The following is a 13,641-nucleotide window of genomic DNA, read 5'->3' on the forward strand; positions in this document are numbered from 1 at the left end:
CTTCGCGTCCCTGATCAACGACGTGGAGGACCGCCTGTTCGCCGTCCTGCCCGACGACACCTGGTTCTACCCGGGCCACGGCGACGACTCGACGCTGGGCAAGGAACGCCCGTCGCTCGCGGAGTGGCGCGCCCGCGGCTGGTGAGCTCGGCCGACCGAGGGGGCCGGTCACCGCGGGCTTCCTCGGTCACAATCAGACTTCGATGATCGTGACCATGCCGTCGAGCCCTTTGAAGTCATCGGCGTTACGCGTGTAGAGCGGTATTCCTCGCGATGACGCGACGGCGGCGATCATCAGGTCCATCCGCCGGGGTTTCGGATTTCGATTCGCCGCCATCGTCAGCGCCACCAGCGTGCCGTACCGGGCGGCCGCTTGAGCATCGAATGGCAGTGGTTCGAAGTCGACGATCGCTGCACCGAGTTTCTCGGTGCGAGCAGCCCTGGATGCGGTGTCCTTGGCCATCGCCACACTTTGATGCAACTCAGCCATCGTGATCGCTGTGAGCTCCGGCACCTCCGGCAGCGCCGCCGGATCCAACAGGCCGAGGTCGATGTACGCACACGTGTCGAGCACTCCAGACTCGGGGCGCTCAGTCACGACTGCGCTCCCACGGGTCGAAGTCACCCACGCGGTCTTCATCGCCGAAGAACTCATCGGCTTCCCGACGCATGCGAGCATGGTCGACCCGAGGCAGAGTCCTGTGGCGTTCGACAAGCTCTTCGGCCGTCAGCCGACGACGACGAGGCAAGGGCCGAAGTTCGGCAATCTCAACACCATTGCGCGTCACGTGGTATGTCTCGCCCGCCTCCACCGCGTCCATGACGGCGGCGGAGTGGTTGCGGAACTCCCGCTGACTGATGACCTTCACATCCCAAGTGTAGCCCCGCGTAGCACACCACGCTACAGCAGCTGGACTTGTTCACCGCTGGCGTGATTCACTCTTTCCGGGGGGAGTGGGAAAGACCACGTCCCCGGACAATTTCGCGTCCCTGATCAACGACGTGGAGGACCGCCTGTTCGCCGTCCTGCCCGACGACACCTGGTTCTACCCGGGCCACGGCGACGACTCGACGCTGGGCGCAAGGAACGCCCGTCGCTCGCGGAGTGGCGCGCCCGCGGCTGGTGAGCTCGGCCGAGCGGGGCCTTCTGCCGACGACGTGGGCCGCTCCTCGGTGAACGTTTCCGCGCTAGGCGTGAGCCTGTGCGTCCAGCAGGTCGAGGTAGCCGGTGGTCGTGCGCCACAGCGCGTCCGAGTACGGGGTGAGCTTGCCGGGACTCCAGCGTCGGTCGGTGTAGTCCTGGTTCGCCCGCCGCAACGCCCGCAAGCTCACCTCCAGCTCGTCCTCGACCCGCCGTCGGAGCTCCTCCGGCGACGGCGCGGCCTGACGCACGAGCTCGGCCGTGCCGTCACTCACCGCCACAAGGGCTTCCTCGTCGATGCCGTCCGCGGCACTCCAGATCAGCGCGGGCCGCTCGACGCGGTGGTTCCACACCGGTGCGTCCTTCGACCGCCACACCGCCTCGAACGGGTTGCGCGACAACCGCGTGGAGTTGGCCCAGTGCTCGGCCCCGACCGGCTCGCTGAGCCACGGCACCTCGTCCACCGGCAGGTCCGTCACCAGGGCGACCTCGATGACGTCGAGATCTTTCGGCACGTCGAGCAGGCCACCGAAGACCCACAGCTCGACCACCTGGAACCGGAAGAACGAGGCAGGCAGCTCACCGCACTTCTCCGCGAGCTCAGCCAGGTGGTGCACAGCGCGAGTCCATTTCACGAGGTGGATCATGCCTGACCTGGTTCGTGCGGCCTTGGCCCGGCTGGATCGCGTGGAACCGGCGCTGTGTGCATTCCACGAGGTCTTCCGCTCCTTCGCTCCGGTGGATCCCTCGTTGCCGCTGGCCGGCCTGCCCATCGCGGTGAAGCGCGGCGAGCGCCGCAGCCACCGCGAGTCGTTGATGGCTCTCGGTTGCGTCCCCATCGGCCTGACAACCACGCCCGATGGCAGCACCCCGTGGCAGACGTGGGGCCGCAACTCTCGCGGCGTCACACGCAACCCGTGGAACCTCGACCGGACGCCGGGAGGCTCGTCCGCCGGGTCTGCCGTGGCTGTGGCTTCAGGGGTCGTGCCGCTGGCCACGGGCGTCGACGGGGCGGGCTCGATCCGCATCCCGGCGGCGTGGTGCGGGGTGTTCGGCCTGAAGACCACTTCCGCGGAAAGGGCTGCGGTCGGGGTGTTCACCCGCGACCCCGACCTGCTCGCGGCCTACCTGGGCACGTCGGAAGTCGGCTCGCCGACCGCGGTCTGGTCACCTGACCTCGGTTTCGCCTCGGTGGACGCGGAGCAGGCCGAGATCGCCTGGCGGGCGGCGGCGAAGCTGCGTCCGCGCCCCGTGGACCTGGTGCTGCCGAACCCCGCCGAGGACTGGTTCGCGAACCGCTGCGGCCCGAATCCCGCGCTGGACGAGCTGTTCGGGAGCACCGACCTGCTGCTCACCCCGGCAACGCCCGGTCCGCCGCACGGGCACGACGGGCCGGGTACGCGGATCAACACCTCACTGACGTGGGCGTTCAACCTCAGCGGGCATCCGGCGATCAGCATCCCGGCGGGTTTCGACTCCTGCGGCCTGCCGGTCGGGCTGCAGGCCGTGGCGCGGCGCGGACGGGAAGCCGACCTGGTGGCGGCGGCGCGCTTGATCTCCGGTGCGGTCGGGGTCGCACCCTTCGCGAACTGAGCCGATCGGGTGGTTTGACCCCGATCCACCTCGCGCGCCACACCACGTGCGGTCTCCTCGTCGCTCGAGGAGGCCACGGATGGCGCGACGAATCGGCGGCAAGGGCGGCGGATCGGATCCCGGCGCGGGCAAGGCGGGCGCGGTGGTGGCGGCGGGCGTGCTGGCGGTGTCCGTCGCGGCGGGCAGCGGAGGTCTGTCGGCCGGAGGTGGTGCGACTGCCGTGGACGCCGTCGGGACGAACCTGACGAGAGCGAAGTCCGAGGGCGGGAAGGCCGCCCGCAAAGGGGACGCGGACGGCGCGTGGCGGCAGCTGAACATGCGCACCCTGAAACGCACCGCCAAGCCGGCGCTGGAGTGCGTGTCGCATTCGTTCGGCCAGGTGCGGGACCACTTCGTGCGCAACCCGTGCCGGTCGCTCGACCGCACGCTGTTCGCGATCGGCGACGACCGGGGCAACGTCGCGGTCGTGTCCGTGGCCCACGTCGGCTTCCGGAACCGCCGCGACGCCGGCGAGTTCAAGAAGCTGATCGACGTGCACGGCACCGGTGACATCACCCCGCTCGGGGCCCCTCTGCTCGGCCTGGCGGACATCCGCTTCACCGGCCTGCACTACCAGTCCCGGCCGTCCGGCAGCACCGTGGTGATCGCCGAGGCCGAGACCGCGTCCGGGCAGGTCAGCGGCGAGACGCTGGACGCGGTGGCCGACATGGCCAGCTGGCTGCCGCGCTAGGCCTTCCGGCACCATGTAGAGAACCGACGACCGGCTGCGACACAGGGCTATGAGCACCGATCCGTGCGTTGACGACTACATCGCCGGGCTGCCGGACTGGCAACAGCACATCTGCTGCGAGGTCCGCAGGCTCGTCCACGAGGCCGACCCCGGCGTCGAGGAGACGATCAAGTTCACCAACCGGCCGTACTTCGTGCTGGACGGCAACATCTGCGCGTTGCTCGGCACCAAGGACCACGTGAACGTGTTCCTCTACGACAAGGCGATCGTGCCGGACCCGGAGAACATCATCACGAGCGGCCACGCGAACAAGACGGCGCGCATGATCTCCGTGTACCGCGACCAGCCCATCAACGGGCCGGCTCTGGTCGAGATGTTCCGCCGCATCATCGCCAACAACCGTCGGCGGAGGAGTGTCGGACCCCGTCGGTAATCTCCTGGCGCATGGAGGTCGAGATCTACACCGACGGTGCGTGCAGCCCCAATCCCGGTCCGGGTGGCTGGGGTGCCGTGTTGCGCTACGGCGAGCACGAGAAGGACATGTACGGCGGTGACATCGGCCCTACGACGAACAACCGCATGGAACTGATGGCGCCCATCGTGGCGTTGGAGAGCCTCACGCGACCATCCACCGTGAGGCTCTACACGGACAGCACGTACGTCCGCAACGGCATCACCTCATGGGTGCACGGGTGGAAGGCGAACGGCTGGCTCACGAAGGCACGTGAGCCGGTCAAGAACGTCGACCTGTGGCGCCGCCTGGAAGAAGCTGCCAACAGGCACGAGGTGGAGTGGCATTGGGTGAAAGGCCATGCGGGCCATCCGGAGAACGAGCGCGCGGACAGGCTGGCCGTGCGCGGAGTGGAGGAGGTGACGGGGCGGGAGATCACGCAGCCCCAGGCAAAACCGAAGAAAGCTGCCAAGCAGAAGCAACCGCGCGAGCTGAGCGGCGAACCGTGTGGCGCGGCCACGAAGAAGGGCACGCCGTGTCCGATCACCGCTGGGGCGAACGGACTGTGTCACGTGCACGACCCGGCGTTGCAGTGCGGTGCCGTCACGAAGAAGGGCACGCCCTGCACGATCGCGACCGGCGGCGGCCGGTGCGAGTACCACCAGGACGCACTGGAGCTGTTCACGTGACGGCGAGAGAAGCCAGTAGCCGCAACGCTTCCTCCGACGGGCTACCAGGCGCGGCCACGTAGGTCACCAACGCCTGCCCCGCGTCCGAGGTCAGCGTCTCCACGGCCAGTTCGAGCGGCCCCAGCTGCGGGTGGTTCATGCGCTTGAACATGGGCTCTCGCGCGCGCACCGGATGCTCCGCCCACAGCGCGCGGAACAACGGCGACGCCTCGGACATCTCCTCGACCAGCGCCAGCAGCGCCGGGTCGTCCGGGTGGATGCCGTAGTCCGCCCGCAGGTAGCCGACGTTCTCACGCGCGCAGTCCGTCCAGCCGGGGTAGAGCTCCCGCGCGGCCGGGTCGGTGAACATGTACCGCACCATGTTCGGCTGCTCGCGGAAGTCCGTCACGAGCGCCGCGGCCAGCGGGTTCCAGGCGAGCACGTCGAGCCGCCGCCCGAGGACCATCGCGGGCACGCCCTGCAGCGCGTCGAGCAACCACCGCAACGCCGGCCGCACCTCCTCCGACGGCGCCTCCACCCGAGCGGGCCGCGCCAGCCGGTAAAGATGCGCGCGCTCAGCGCTGTCCAGCCCGAGCGCCTGGGCCAGCGCGTCCAGGATCGAGTCGGACGCGTTGGACGCGCGTCCCTGCTCCATGCGCGTGTAGTAGTCGACGCTGATCCCGGCCAGCTGCGCCAGCTCCTCACGCCGCAGGCCCGGCACCCGCCTCCGCGAAGCCCGCTCGGGCGGGTCCAGCGCCGCACGACGAGCCCGCAGGAACTCCCCCAACTCGCTCACGGCTCCCATCATGCCGGGATCGCTCCGACCAGTCCGCCGTCCACGACGAAGTCCTGCCCCGTCACATATCCCGCACGCTCCGACAGCAGGAACGCCACGACGTGCGCCACGTCCTCCGGCTCCCCCAGCCGCCCCATCGCCACCTGCCGCCGGTACGGCTCGTCGTCGACGACGTTGTCGCGGAACATGTCCGTCGCGATGTACCCGGGACTCACCGTGTTGACCCGAACCCCGGGCAGCTCGGCCCCGAGCGTCCGCGCCAGGCTGTGCACCGCAGCCTTGCTGGCCGTGTAGAGCGACGCGCCGGTCAGCCCGCGATGCACCGTCCACGACGCGTTGATCACCACCGACGCCCCCGGCTTCAACCGCGCCCGCTGCACCGTGAAGTACACGCCCTTGAAGTTCGTGGCGAGGACCAGGTCCACGTCCTCCTCGGTGACCTTCCCGAACTCCCGGAACACCCCGATCCCCGCGTTCGCGAAGACCCCGTCCACCTCCCCGGCCTGCTCCATCAACGCCTCGACGTCGGCCGCCTTCGACACGTCCGCGACACGGTCTCAACACCGAGCTCCTGACGCGCCACCGCCAACCGCTCCGGCGAACGCCCGGCCACCACGACCCGCGCACCGTCCTCGACCAGCACCCGCGCCGTCGCCAGGCCGATGCCGCTACCGCCACCCGTGATCAGAAACGTCTTCACGGCTCCGAGACTCCAGCCCGCAGCGTCCTCCAACCAGACCCGCCGTTTCCTGGGTCTGCCAAGACCAGGCTGACCCGCGCGAACCGGCGTAGCGTCGCCGGCATGCTTCCCGAATCCGCCGGGGCGGTGCTCGAGTCCAACGCGCTCGCCCACCTCGTGACGCTGGGCCAGGACGGCGCACCACAGGTCACCATCGTCTGGGTGGGCCTGGACGGCGACGAGATCGTCTCCGGTCACCTCTCCGAACACCAGAAGGTCCGCAACATCCGCAACGACAGCCGCGTGGTGCTCTCCCTGGAAACCCCGAACATCAACGACATGGGCCTGCAGGAGTACCTGGTCATCTACGGCACCGCCCGCATCACCGAGGGCGGGGCGCCGGAGCTGCTCCAACGCCTCGCGCACACCTACCTCGGCCCGGACGTGAAGTTCCCGCCCTTCGACAACCCGCCGCCCGGCTTCATCACGCGCATCAAGGTCGACCGCGTGACCGGCGTCGGCCCCTGGGCCTCCTAGACCTCGTCGTGCAGGAGTGGACGGCGGTAGCTCGCCAGGCCTCGGTCCCGGTTCATCCAGCAGTTCGCGACAACCGGGGAACGCCACAGCGTCTCGTCGTCCAGCAGGCTCACCGGAACACCTTCGCCAGGCGAGCCATGCCCTCCGCGATCTCGTCCGGTGTGTTGGTGGTGAACGACATTCGGAACGTCGCGTGGTCCGGCGTGGTGGCGAAGAACGGCGCCCCCGGCACGAACGCGACGTCGTGCCGCAGCGCCTCCTGCAACAGCTCGGCAGTGTCCACGTCACCCGGCAACCGCAGCCACACGAACATGCCACCGTCCGGATCGGTCCACGTCGTGTCAACGGGAACCGTGCCCGGCAGCGCCTCGATCATCGCATCGCGGCGCGCCCCGTACTCGACGCACAGCCTGGCGACGTGCGCGTCGAGGTCGTTGTCCTTCAGGTAAACCGCGGCGGCGGCTTGGTCCACTGTGGACGTGTGCAGATCTGCGGCCTGCTTCACGATCACCAACGTCCGGAGCAGGTCCTCTGGCGCCCGCAGCCAGCCGAGCCGCATCCCGGGGGCGCCGATCTTCGAGAAGCTGCCCAGGTAGACGGTTCGATCGCTGATGGATGCGAGCGGCGCGACAGCGGAACCCCGATACCGCAGCTCTCCGTAAGGATCGTCCTCGACGACCCAGAACGAGTGCTCCTCGGCCAGAGCGGCGATCTCCGCGCGACGTGCGGCGGACAACGTCCGGCCGGTCGGGTTCGCGAACGTCGGCACGAGGTACAGCATCGCCGGGCGTTCGGCTTCCACAACGGATCGCAGTGCCGCGGGATCCAGGCCGTCGGCATCACCGGCAACGGGCACGATGCGGGCACCGGCCATCTGGAAACACTGCAGCGCGGCCAAATACGTCGGCTCCTCCACGGCCACGACGGCGCCCGGTTCCAGCAGCGCGGTGGCCACGAGGGTCAGCGCCTGCTGCGAGCCGGTGGTGATCAGGACGTCCGAAGTGGGCAGACCGCGACCCGTCAGACGTGCGGCGACCAGCGATCGCAGGGCGCGGTTTCCTTCTGTGGGAGCGTATTGCAGCACTGAGCGGTCCCGCAACGCGACGTCGTAGGCGGCGCGCACACCGTCCAGGTCGAACAGTTCGGGGGCGGGAAGTCCACCCGCGAAGGAAATCACCTCGGGACGCGAGGTCAGCGCGAGCAGGTCGCGCACCGGAGAGCTGGCCACGGAGAGGGTGCGGTGCATGAACGCACGCTAATCGGCGTGGTCTCCAGCCGGACTCGGATTTTCTGTCGGTGGTCGTGGCCAGCGTGGCGGGCATGGACATCGAGACCCGCGGCCGCCGGCGAGGTGTTCACGGCCACGCTGCCCGGCGGTCAGTACGCGGTGGAGGTGCACGAGGGCCACCCGGACGGGCTGATCGCCGTCACCGGGCGCATCCTCGCCGACGAGAGCCTGCGGTTCGACCGCGCCGGCGACGGCTGGGGTGCCCGGCTGGCGACGTTCTTCACCGACCCCGAGGTCGAGCCCGACCCGGCCAAGTGGACGACGGAGGTGGCCATCCGGCTCGCGGACCGAGTTCGTGCTTATATGCCGTATGAGCTATATTGCTGGCATGGCATCAACGTTCGCCGTGCTGGCCGACCCGAGTCGCCGGGAGATCCTCGACCTGCTGCGTGAACGCGAGCGGCCGGTCGGCGACCTCGTCGACCGGCTGACACTGACCCAGCCGACCGTCTCGAAGCACCTCAAGGTGCTGCGCGAGGCCGGTCTGGTCGAGGTGCGCACCGACGCCCAGCGGCGCTGGTACCGGCTCGCCCCAGGCCCGCTGGCGGAGGTCGACGCCTGGCTCGCGCCCTACCGGCGGATGTGGGAGCAGAGCCTGGACGCGCTCGAACGACGACTTGACGAGATCGAAGGGGACTGACCCGTGGACGCCGAACTGCAGATGATCGAGGGCAAGCCCGTCCTGCGCTTCGAGCGCAGGCTGCGGCACTCGCCGGAGAAGGTCTGGCGGGTGGTCACGGAGCCGGGCGAGATGAAGCACTGGTTCCCGGCGGAGGTCGAGATCGACGGCCGGACGATGCGCTTCACGTTCCCGGACGCGGCCCCTGTCGACGCCGACGGTGGCGAGGGCGAGCTGCTCGAGTCCGACCCGCCGAAGGTCTTCGCGTTCCGCTGGATCAACGACGTGCTGCGCTTCGAGATCCTGCCGCGCGAGGACGGCTGCCTGCTGGTCTTCACCGCCGTGGTCACCAACAAGCTCTCCGTCGGCCGCGACGCGCCCGGCTGGACCACCTGCCTGGACGCACTGGTCGCCCACGCCGACGGCAGGAAGTTCGAGCCACCGACGGACTGGCTGCCGCGCATCGAGCACTACATCGCCAAGTTCGGCCTGGACGAGGGCACCGACGGGCCCGACGGCGTGCTGTTCGTCCGCGACCTGGTCTGGAAGCCGCTCGACGAGGTCTGGCAGCTGCTCACCGAGGGCACCGAGAACGAGGTTCCGGTGCGCGCCGCCCACCCCGGTCTCACGCCGGGCAGGATCACGCGGTCCGAGGCGCCGCGCCTGCTGGAGTTCGAGTGGCTCCAGGACGGTGCACCGAAGGGCGTCGTGCGCTGGGAGTTCGAGCACATCCCGTTGCAGGGCACCACTGTCACGCTGTTCCAGGAGAACGCCCACGGTCCAGAGGCCCTCGCCGCGTGGCACGTGCACCTGGAGTTGTTCTTCGCCGCCACGCAGGGCGAGATCCGCTGCCCGTGGCCGAAGGGAGCGGGAGGACGAACTGACGAAGCGCTACGCCGAGCGCTGAAGAGCGAAACCGGCGCGGCCGCTGGGGAGAACGGCCGCGCCAACAGGTGTCACTCGTGCTGCACGCGATCGACGAGCCGGGCCCAATCCGGCGCAGAGCGGCCCAGCCGCCTCGGCGCCGTCGACTCGTGCTCGAGCACCGCACGCCGCCGATCCCCCGGATCCGGCGCGAGGGCTTCGAGCTGACCGAGGTCGGCGGCGGTGAGGGGAACGTCGGTCACCTGCGAGGCGTCGTACTTCGCGATCGTCCACCAGCACATGTCGGCGGCGTAGTCGCAGCCGAGCCTGCGGAACGACTCCTCCGCGGCGATGAGATCGCGCACCGCCGCGGCTCTCTTCCTGGTGGCGAGCATGAGGTCGGCCCGCACCTGCCGGGCCCTCGCCACAACCTCGGGGAAGTCCGCCGTGGCGATAACGGCCGTGGCCAGCTTCTTGCCCTCGTCGTACCTCTTGTCCGCGAGGCACAGCCGGGCCTGGAGCACGGTGACCCAGTGGTACGGCTCCGTACCAGGAGTCAGCAGTTTCTCGGCCTCCTGGGCTCGTCGCACCGCTGCGTCGAGCAGGTCGCGTTCACCCGTCTCGTCGTACCGCAGCAACTGCATCTCGGCGTGCAGCGAGGCGCACACCCCGAGCTCCTCGCTCGCCGGCCCACCGATCGAGCGGAACAGCGTCTTGGCGACCATGAGCAGGTGTTCGCACTTGGCCAGGTAGTGCGCGCGGTCCTGCCCCCGCCCCGCTGCCGCGATGTGCAGCGCAACCCGTGCCTGGGCACGTTTCCCGCGCGCGACCGTCTTCAGATCGCGGCATTTCTCCGCGATCAGCGTCCCGTCCTCGGCCACCGAGACCGCCAGGCTGAAGCGGCGCTCGCGGAGCAGGTGCCAGGACTGCCCGGCGATGAGCACTTTCGCCTCAAGCTCCCCCTTGCCCTTCAGCGGCGGCATCGACGACAACGTCCGCAGGCACAGCTCGGACAAACGCCGGACCAGCCGCACGTCCCCGTGTGCCTTGGCCACGGCCACCACCGACTCGAACGCCCAGACCAGTTCGAAATCGCCAGTGCCGCGCTCCGCCAGTTCCTGCGCCAGCGCGTGGGCATGATCTGAGAAGGGCGGCAGGGCCTGCAGGGCGCTCAGGATCGTGCGGGTGTGCCGTACCCCCTCACCTTCCGTCACCGCGGACGGTGCGTCTCCGTTCTGCCCCTCGAGTGCTCTGAGACTCCGCACCAGTTCCTCCTCACCGCTGCGAGTGCCCGGATCGAACGAGTGAGCCACCAGCTGCTGGAGCACGGCCGGCAGTGAGTTCATCTCGATACCCGGCGGCACGACCACCACAACGCCACACCCGTTCGCGCTGTCGTGGTGGTAGAGCTTCTGGCGAATCAGGCCCAACTCGTAGCGCACCCCGCGGCGCTCAACGAAGTCGTTGGACAGCAACGCTTTCAGGTAGGCTGGCGACACGATGACCACCACGATCCGGTCCCGGACAGCGGTTTCCATCCAGGCCTGAATGGACATCGGGTGGATGGCGCTCAGATCAGCGTCCCAGAGCACGTCGAAAGTGTGCTCTCGCAACACGTCGACCACCGCGGCCGCGGCGGGACGTCCATCGCTACAGCTGTAGCTAACGAATATGGCCATCGCAGCGGCCTCTCCCGTCACAGGCACGGGGAACGAGGGGCTGGATGAGCTTTCTGGTGCTGTTGAACATGGTGCGCCTCCAGGGGTGGGGTCGGCGAACAGATCCGGCTGGATCGGTGCGGCGAGGACCACAGGACCAATCACCTGAACGGGACCTGGATGGCGGCACTCATCAGGGGTCGAACGTCATACGCTGACGGACGGCGACATCGCCTCGCCTCACTGGACTTGGGGTTCGGTTGCGGTTGCCACCGGGCGGGCGGCTGTTGGCGCAGCCACCCGCCCTGTCACATCGGTCAATGTCCTCCCAGTTCTGCCAGTCGTCGGTCGATCACGTTCGGGGTCTCGTTCGCGGGCAGAGCGAACTTCTCCAGCTGGTAGAAGTAGTTCAGGAACTCCTTGAGCTCCGGCCCCGCGGTGAGCAGCGCGTCCTTGTACGGCTGCTCGATCAGCAGAGCGAAGTCCTCCTCGCCCTCGGAAAATTCGAGGATGGAGAACGAGCTCTTCATCGCCGGGTGGAAGCCCGCGGAGAACGGCAGGATCTGGATCGTCACGTGCGGCAGTGCGGCGACCTCCTTGATCCTCAGCAGCTGGCGCCGCATGATGTCCTCGCTGCCGATCACCCGGTGCAGCACGGCTTCGTCCATGATGATGAAGATCTCGGGACCATCCGGCTCCAAGACCACCTGGCGGTGCAGGCGGATCTCGACGCCGCGCGCGACGCTCTCCTCGCTTTGGGCGTTGGCCCCGACCAGGACGCGTGCGTAGTCCGAGATCTGGACCAAACCGGGGATGACGTTCAGCTGACACTGCCGGACTCGAATGGCCGAGGTCTCCAGCTCCACGAACTTCGCGAACTGCTCGGTGAAGAAGCCCTTGTACTTGTCCATCCACGCCGAACGCGAGCGTTTGATGGCTCTGGCCAGGCCGACGAGCTCGTCAACGCGCTCTTTGTCCGTCACCCCGTAGTGCAGCAGGAGGGCTTGGACGTCGGTGACCGAGATCTTGTTCTCGCCCTTCTCGACCCTGATGAGCTTCGACACGGACCAGTCAAGCGCGTCCGCGACCGCCTGCTGGGTGAGGCCAAGATCGTCCCTCGTCTGCTTCAGCTCGCCGAGCAGGCGTTTCTGCAGAACAACGGGACTGTCCACGGTGGGCAACACGTCTCCCTTCATTCTGCTACATAGCAGAATGGTACCTGCACATAGCGTAGTCGCGTAGTGCAGTCAACTGTTTGGCGGATAGCAGAAGGAGAGCTATCAAAGACGGGGTCAAATGAAGAGATGACACGCCGGTGATCGAGACATCACCCGTCGATCGGGTAATGCCGTCAGACCAGGGTGGCCAAGAACGCGAGCCAGCTCACGAGCGGCACCGCGAGCCGGGTACCGGCATCCTTGGAGTCTCGAACCCACACGGTGGTGCCGTCACTCGCACACTCAAGGCAATTCGAACCGGTCGAACCGCTGTACGAACTGCGGATCCACCTGAACTCTGCCGCCATCGTCGTCCTCCTCGCACGGTCCCCGACCACAACCGCCGCGTTCGGCCCGGTTCCCCCGTGCGCCCCGGAAGAGGGGCGGAGGGAACGCCTCCGGCCCGACGAGGCCCACATCTGAGGGTAAATCGGCGAAGTTGATCCCCACACCGCCAGAGGTGCGCCACCCAGTAGACAGAAAGGGGTCATTTCGATGACATAGCAGGCCCAAAACCTGTTGGCATCACATGGAATCAGAGCGTGGCGAGCCGGTCAACGCCGAGACCGGTGATCAGCAGCCGCTCCTTGCGGTTGCCCGTCAGCCGTTGCGTCCAGTCGGCGAACCCGCCGTCGCCGATCTCCACGCCGTCGCGGAAAACCTTGTAGCACAAGCCTTTGTAGTACCCGGTGCGCCGCGACGGGTCCGCGGGCAGGTCACCGCGCACCACCTCGAACCGGGGATCCAGCACCGTCACCCGCACCTCGACGTCCCCGCACGCCTCACGCAGGAACTCGACGTGTTCCTGAAAGTGCTGTCGCTCAAAGGCGAGCGACCCCCGGTCACGTCCGGCGGACACCGCGGCGAACAACGTGAAGTGCGCGAACCGGCCCGCGCCCTCGAACAGCTGCGCGCGCACCACCCGCTGCACCGCGGCGAGCCGCACGTCCTCACCCGAAGCCTGCCTGCGCACCGCGGCTTCAAGCGCCAGCGCGTTGGTCGTGTCGGCCGCGACCTCGGTGCCGCGGATCGTCGTCAGGACGTTGTTCTGGTCCATCTCGGCGACCGCGGAACACGTCCCGAGCGGCACCACCGGCGCGAGTCCCAGCACCTCGAACGACGAGGGCAGCGCGTCCAGCAGCCGGTCCTCCGCCGCCCGCAGCACGCCGAACGGCACCGCGGCCGGCGCCACGAAGCGGTCGGACCGGTACTGCCGCAGCACATTCGGCCCGGACAACGCACTCGCACGACGCCGCATCAGTTCGAGCAGCACGCTGGTGAGGTCGCTACCGCGCAACCGCGCCAGCCGCTCCAACGCCTCCTCGCCACCCAACGACCGCAGCACCCGCGTCAAGAGAGCCATGTTCACCATGATCCGCACAACGGCCAGTGGATTTCGC

General features: G+C 68.4%; 17 protein-coding genes and 4 pseudogenes. 10 read left to right on the forward strand and 11 right to left on the reverse strand.

Annotated features, from left to right (window positions below; genetic code table 11):
• Positions 1–145, forward strand: a pseudogene (locus C8D87_RS48210) (MBL fold metallo-hydrolase); the annotation flags it as partial.
• Between the two features lie 48 nt (positions 146–193).
• On the opposite strand, the gene C8D87_RS35515 reads toward C8D87_RS48210, so the two are convergent.
• Positions 194–598 (reverse strand): type II toxin-antitoxin system VapC family toxin, encoded by a 405-nt coding sequence (locus C8D87_RS35515; RefSeq protein ID WP_112230170.1) that lies wholly within the window; start codon positions 596–598, stop codon positions 194–196.
• Entirely contained in the window at positions 591–869 is a 279-nt protein-coding gene (locus tag C8D87_RS35520; protein ID WP_112230172.1) for a type II toxin-antitoxin system Phd/YefM family antitoxin, read from the reverse strand. The genes C8D87_RS35515 and C8D87_RS35520 overlap by 8 nt, the downstream gene beginning before the upstream one ends.
• 64 nt (positions 870–933) lie before the next feature.
• Here C8D87_RS35520 and C8D87_RS48215 point away from each other — a divergent pair.
• Positions 934–1,127 (forward strand): annotated as a pseudogene (locus C8D87_RS48215) (MBL fold metallo-hydrolase); the annotation flags it as partial.
• 61 nt (positions 1,128–1,188) lie between these two features.
• Here C8D87_RS48215 and C8D87_RS35530 read toward each other — a convergent pair.
• Positions 1,189–1,776: a DUF7711 family protein gene (locus tag C8D87_RS35530; protein WP_146771959.1), complete on the reverse strand. Its 588-nt coding sequence runs from the start codon at positions 1,774–1,776 to the stop codon at positions 1,189–1,191.
• A gap of 10 nt (positions 1,777–1,786) precedes the next feature.
• Between C8D87_RS35530 and C8D87_RS49305 the strand changes: the two genes are divergently transcribed.
• The 4 genes and pseudogenes from C8D87_RS49305 to rnhA all read left to right on the forward strand — a co-directional run.
• Entirely contained in the window at positions 1,787–2,734 is a 948-nt protein-coding gene (locus C8D87_RS49305) for an amidase (RefSeq protein ID WP_112230176.1), read from the forward strand.
• A 79-nt stretch (positions 2,735–2,813) separates the two neighbouring features.
• Positions 2,814–3,464: a hypothetical protein gene (locus tag C8D87_RS48230; protein ID WP_233440147.1), complete on the forward strand. Its 651-nt coding sequence runs from the start codon at positions 2,814–2,816 to the stop codon at positions 3,462–3,464.
• A gap of 49 nt (positions 3,465–3,513) precedes the next feature.
• Positions 3,514–3,897, forward strand: a complete 384-nt coding sequence (locus C8D87_RS35545) for a DUF1801 domain-containing protein (RefSeq protein WP_112230179.1) — start codon at positions 3,514–3,516, stop codon at positions 3,895–3,897.
• A gap of 11 nt (positions 3,898–3,908) precedes the next feature.
• Positions 3,909–4,346 (forward strand): annotated as a pseudogene (gene rnhA / locus C8D87_RS35550) (ribonuclease HI); the annotation flags it as partial.
• 250 nt (positions 4,347–4,596) lie between these two features.
• Here rnhA and C8D87_RS35555 read toward each other — a convergent pair.
• The 3 genes from C8D87_RS35555 to C8D87_RS48750 are packed head-to-tail and all read right to left on the reverse strand — an operon-like array spanning position 4,597 to position 6,079.
• A complete protein-coding gene (locus C8D87_RS35555) occupies positions 4,597–5,388 on the reverse strand; it encodes a helix-turn-helix transcriptional regulator (RefSeq protein WP_109640950.1) in 792 nt (263 codons plus the stop codon).
• Positions 5,388–5,921 carry an SDR family NAD(P)-dependent oxidoreductase gene (locus tag C8D87_RS35560; protein ID WP_267899910.1) on the reverse strand — a complete coding sequence of 178 codons (534 nt, stop codon included), beginning with the start codon at positions 5,919–5,921 and terminating at the stop codon, positions 5,388–5,390. Before C8D87_RS35560 ends, C8D87_RS35555 begins: the two co-directional genes overlap by 1 nt.
• Positions 5,891–6,079: an SDR family NAD(P)-dependent oxidoreductase gene (locus C8D87_RS48750; protein WP_267899911.1), complete on the reverse strand. Its 189-nt coding sequence runs from the start codon at positions 6,077–6,079 to the stop codon at positions 5,891–5,893. Before C8D87_RS48750 ends, C8D87_RS35560 begins: the two co-directional genes overlap by 31 nt.
• A gap of 102 nt (positions 6,080–6,181) precedes the next feature.
• Here C8D87_RS48750 and C8D87_RS35565 point away from each other — a divergent pair, with 102 nt between their 5' ends.
• Positions 6,182–6,595 (forward strand): PPOX class F420-dependent oxidoreductase, encoded by a 414-nt coding sequence (locus tag C8D87_RS35565; protein ID WP_112230180.1) that lies wholly within the window; start codon positions 6,182–6,184, stop codon positions 6,593–6,595.
• A gap of 109 nt (positions 6,596–6,704) precedes the next feature.
• Here the strand turns inward: C8D87_RS35565 and C8D87_RS35570 are convergent, their stop codons facing one another.
• Positions 6,705–7,841 carry an aminotransferase-like domain-containing protein gene (locus C8D87_RS35570; protein ID WP_112230182.1) on the reverse strand — a complete coding sequence of 379 codons (1,137 nt, stop codon included), beginning with the start codon at positions 7,839–7,841 and terminating at the stop codon, positions 6,705–6,707.
• 105 nt (positions 7,842–7,946) lie between these two features.
• Between C8D87_RS35570 and C8D87_RS45400 the strand changes: the two genes are divergently transcribed.
• From C8D87_RS45400 to C8D87_RS48990, 3 genes and pseudogenes are all read left to right on the forward strand, one after another.
• A complete protein-coding gene (locus tag C8D87_RS45400) occupies positions 7,947–8,276 on the forward strand; it encodes a hypothetical protein (protein WP_146771960.1) in 330 nt (109 codons plus the stop codon).
• Positions 8,212–8,523: an ArsR/SmtB family transcription factor gene (locus C8D87_RS35580; RefSeq protein WP_112230186.1), complete on the forward strand. Its 312-nt coding sequence runs from the start codon at positions 8,212–8,214 to the stop codon at positions 8,521–8,523. Before C8D87_RS45400 ends, C8D87_RS35580 begins: the two co-directional genes overlap by 65 nt.
• A gap of 111 nt (positions 8,524–8,634) precedes the next feature.
• A pseudogene (locus tag C8D87_RS48990) lies at positions 8,635–8,859 on the forward strand (SRPBCC family protein); the annotation flags it as partial.
• A gap of 599 nt (positions 8,860–9,458) precedes the next feature.
• Here the strand turns inward: C8D87_RS48990 and C8D87_RS48235 are convergent.
• From C8D87_RS48235 to C8D87_RS35605, 4 genes are all read right to left on the reverse strand, one after another.
• Positions 9,459–11,045, reverse strand: coding sequence for a TIR domain-containing protein (locus C8D87_RS48235; RefSeq protein WP_112230188.1), 1,587 nt, complete (start codon positions 11,043–11,045; stop codon positions 9,459–9,461).
• A gap of 296 nt (positions 11,046–11,341) precedes the next feature.
• Positions 11,342–12,220: a helix-turn-helix domain-containing protein gene (locus C8D87_RS35595; RefSeq protein ID WP_112230190.1), complete on the reverse strand. Its 879-nt coding sequence runs from the start codon at positions 12,218–12,220 to the stop codon at positions 11,342–11,344.
• A gap of 155 nt (positions 12,221–12,375) precedes the next feature.
• The gene (locus C8D87_RS48995) at positions 12,376–12,732 is read right to left on the reverse strand and encodes a DUF397 domain-containing protein (RefSeq protein WP_325049746.1); all 357 of its coding nucleotides are present in this window, start codon (positions 12,730–12,732) and stop codon (positions 12,376–12,378) included.
• A gap of 44 nt (positions 12,733–12,776) precedes the next feature.
• Complete coding sequence (locus tag C8D87_RS35605; protein ID WP_146771961.1) at positions 12,777–13,604, reverse strand: hypothetical protein; 828 nt, start codon at positions 13,602–13,604, stop codon at positions 12,777–12,779.
• Positions 13,605–13,641: the final 37 nt, after the last annotated feature.

This window comes from Lentzea atacamensis (assembly GCF_003269295.1).
Classification (GTDB): domain Bacteria; phylum Actinomycetota; class Actinomycetes; order Mycobacteriales; family Pseudonocardiaceae; genus Lentzea; species Lentzea atacamensis.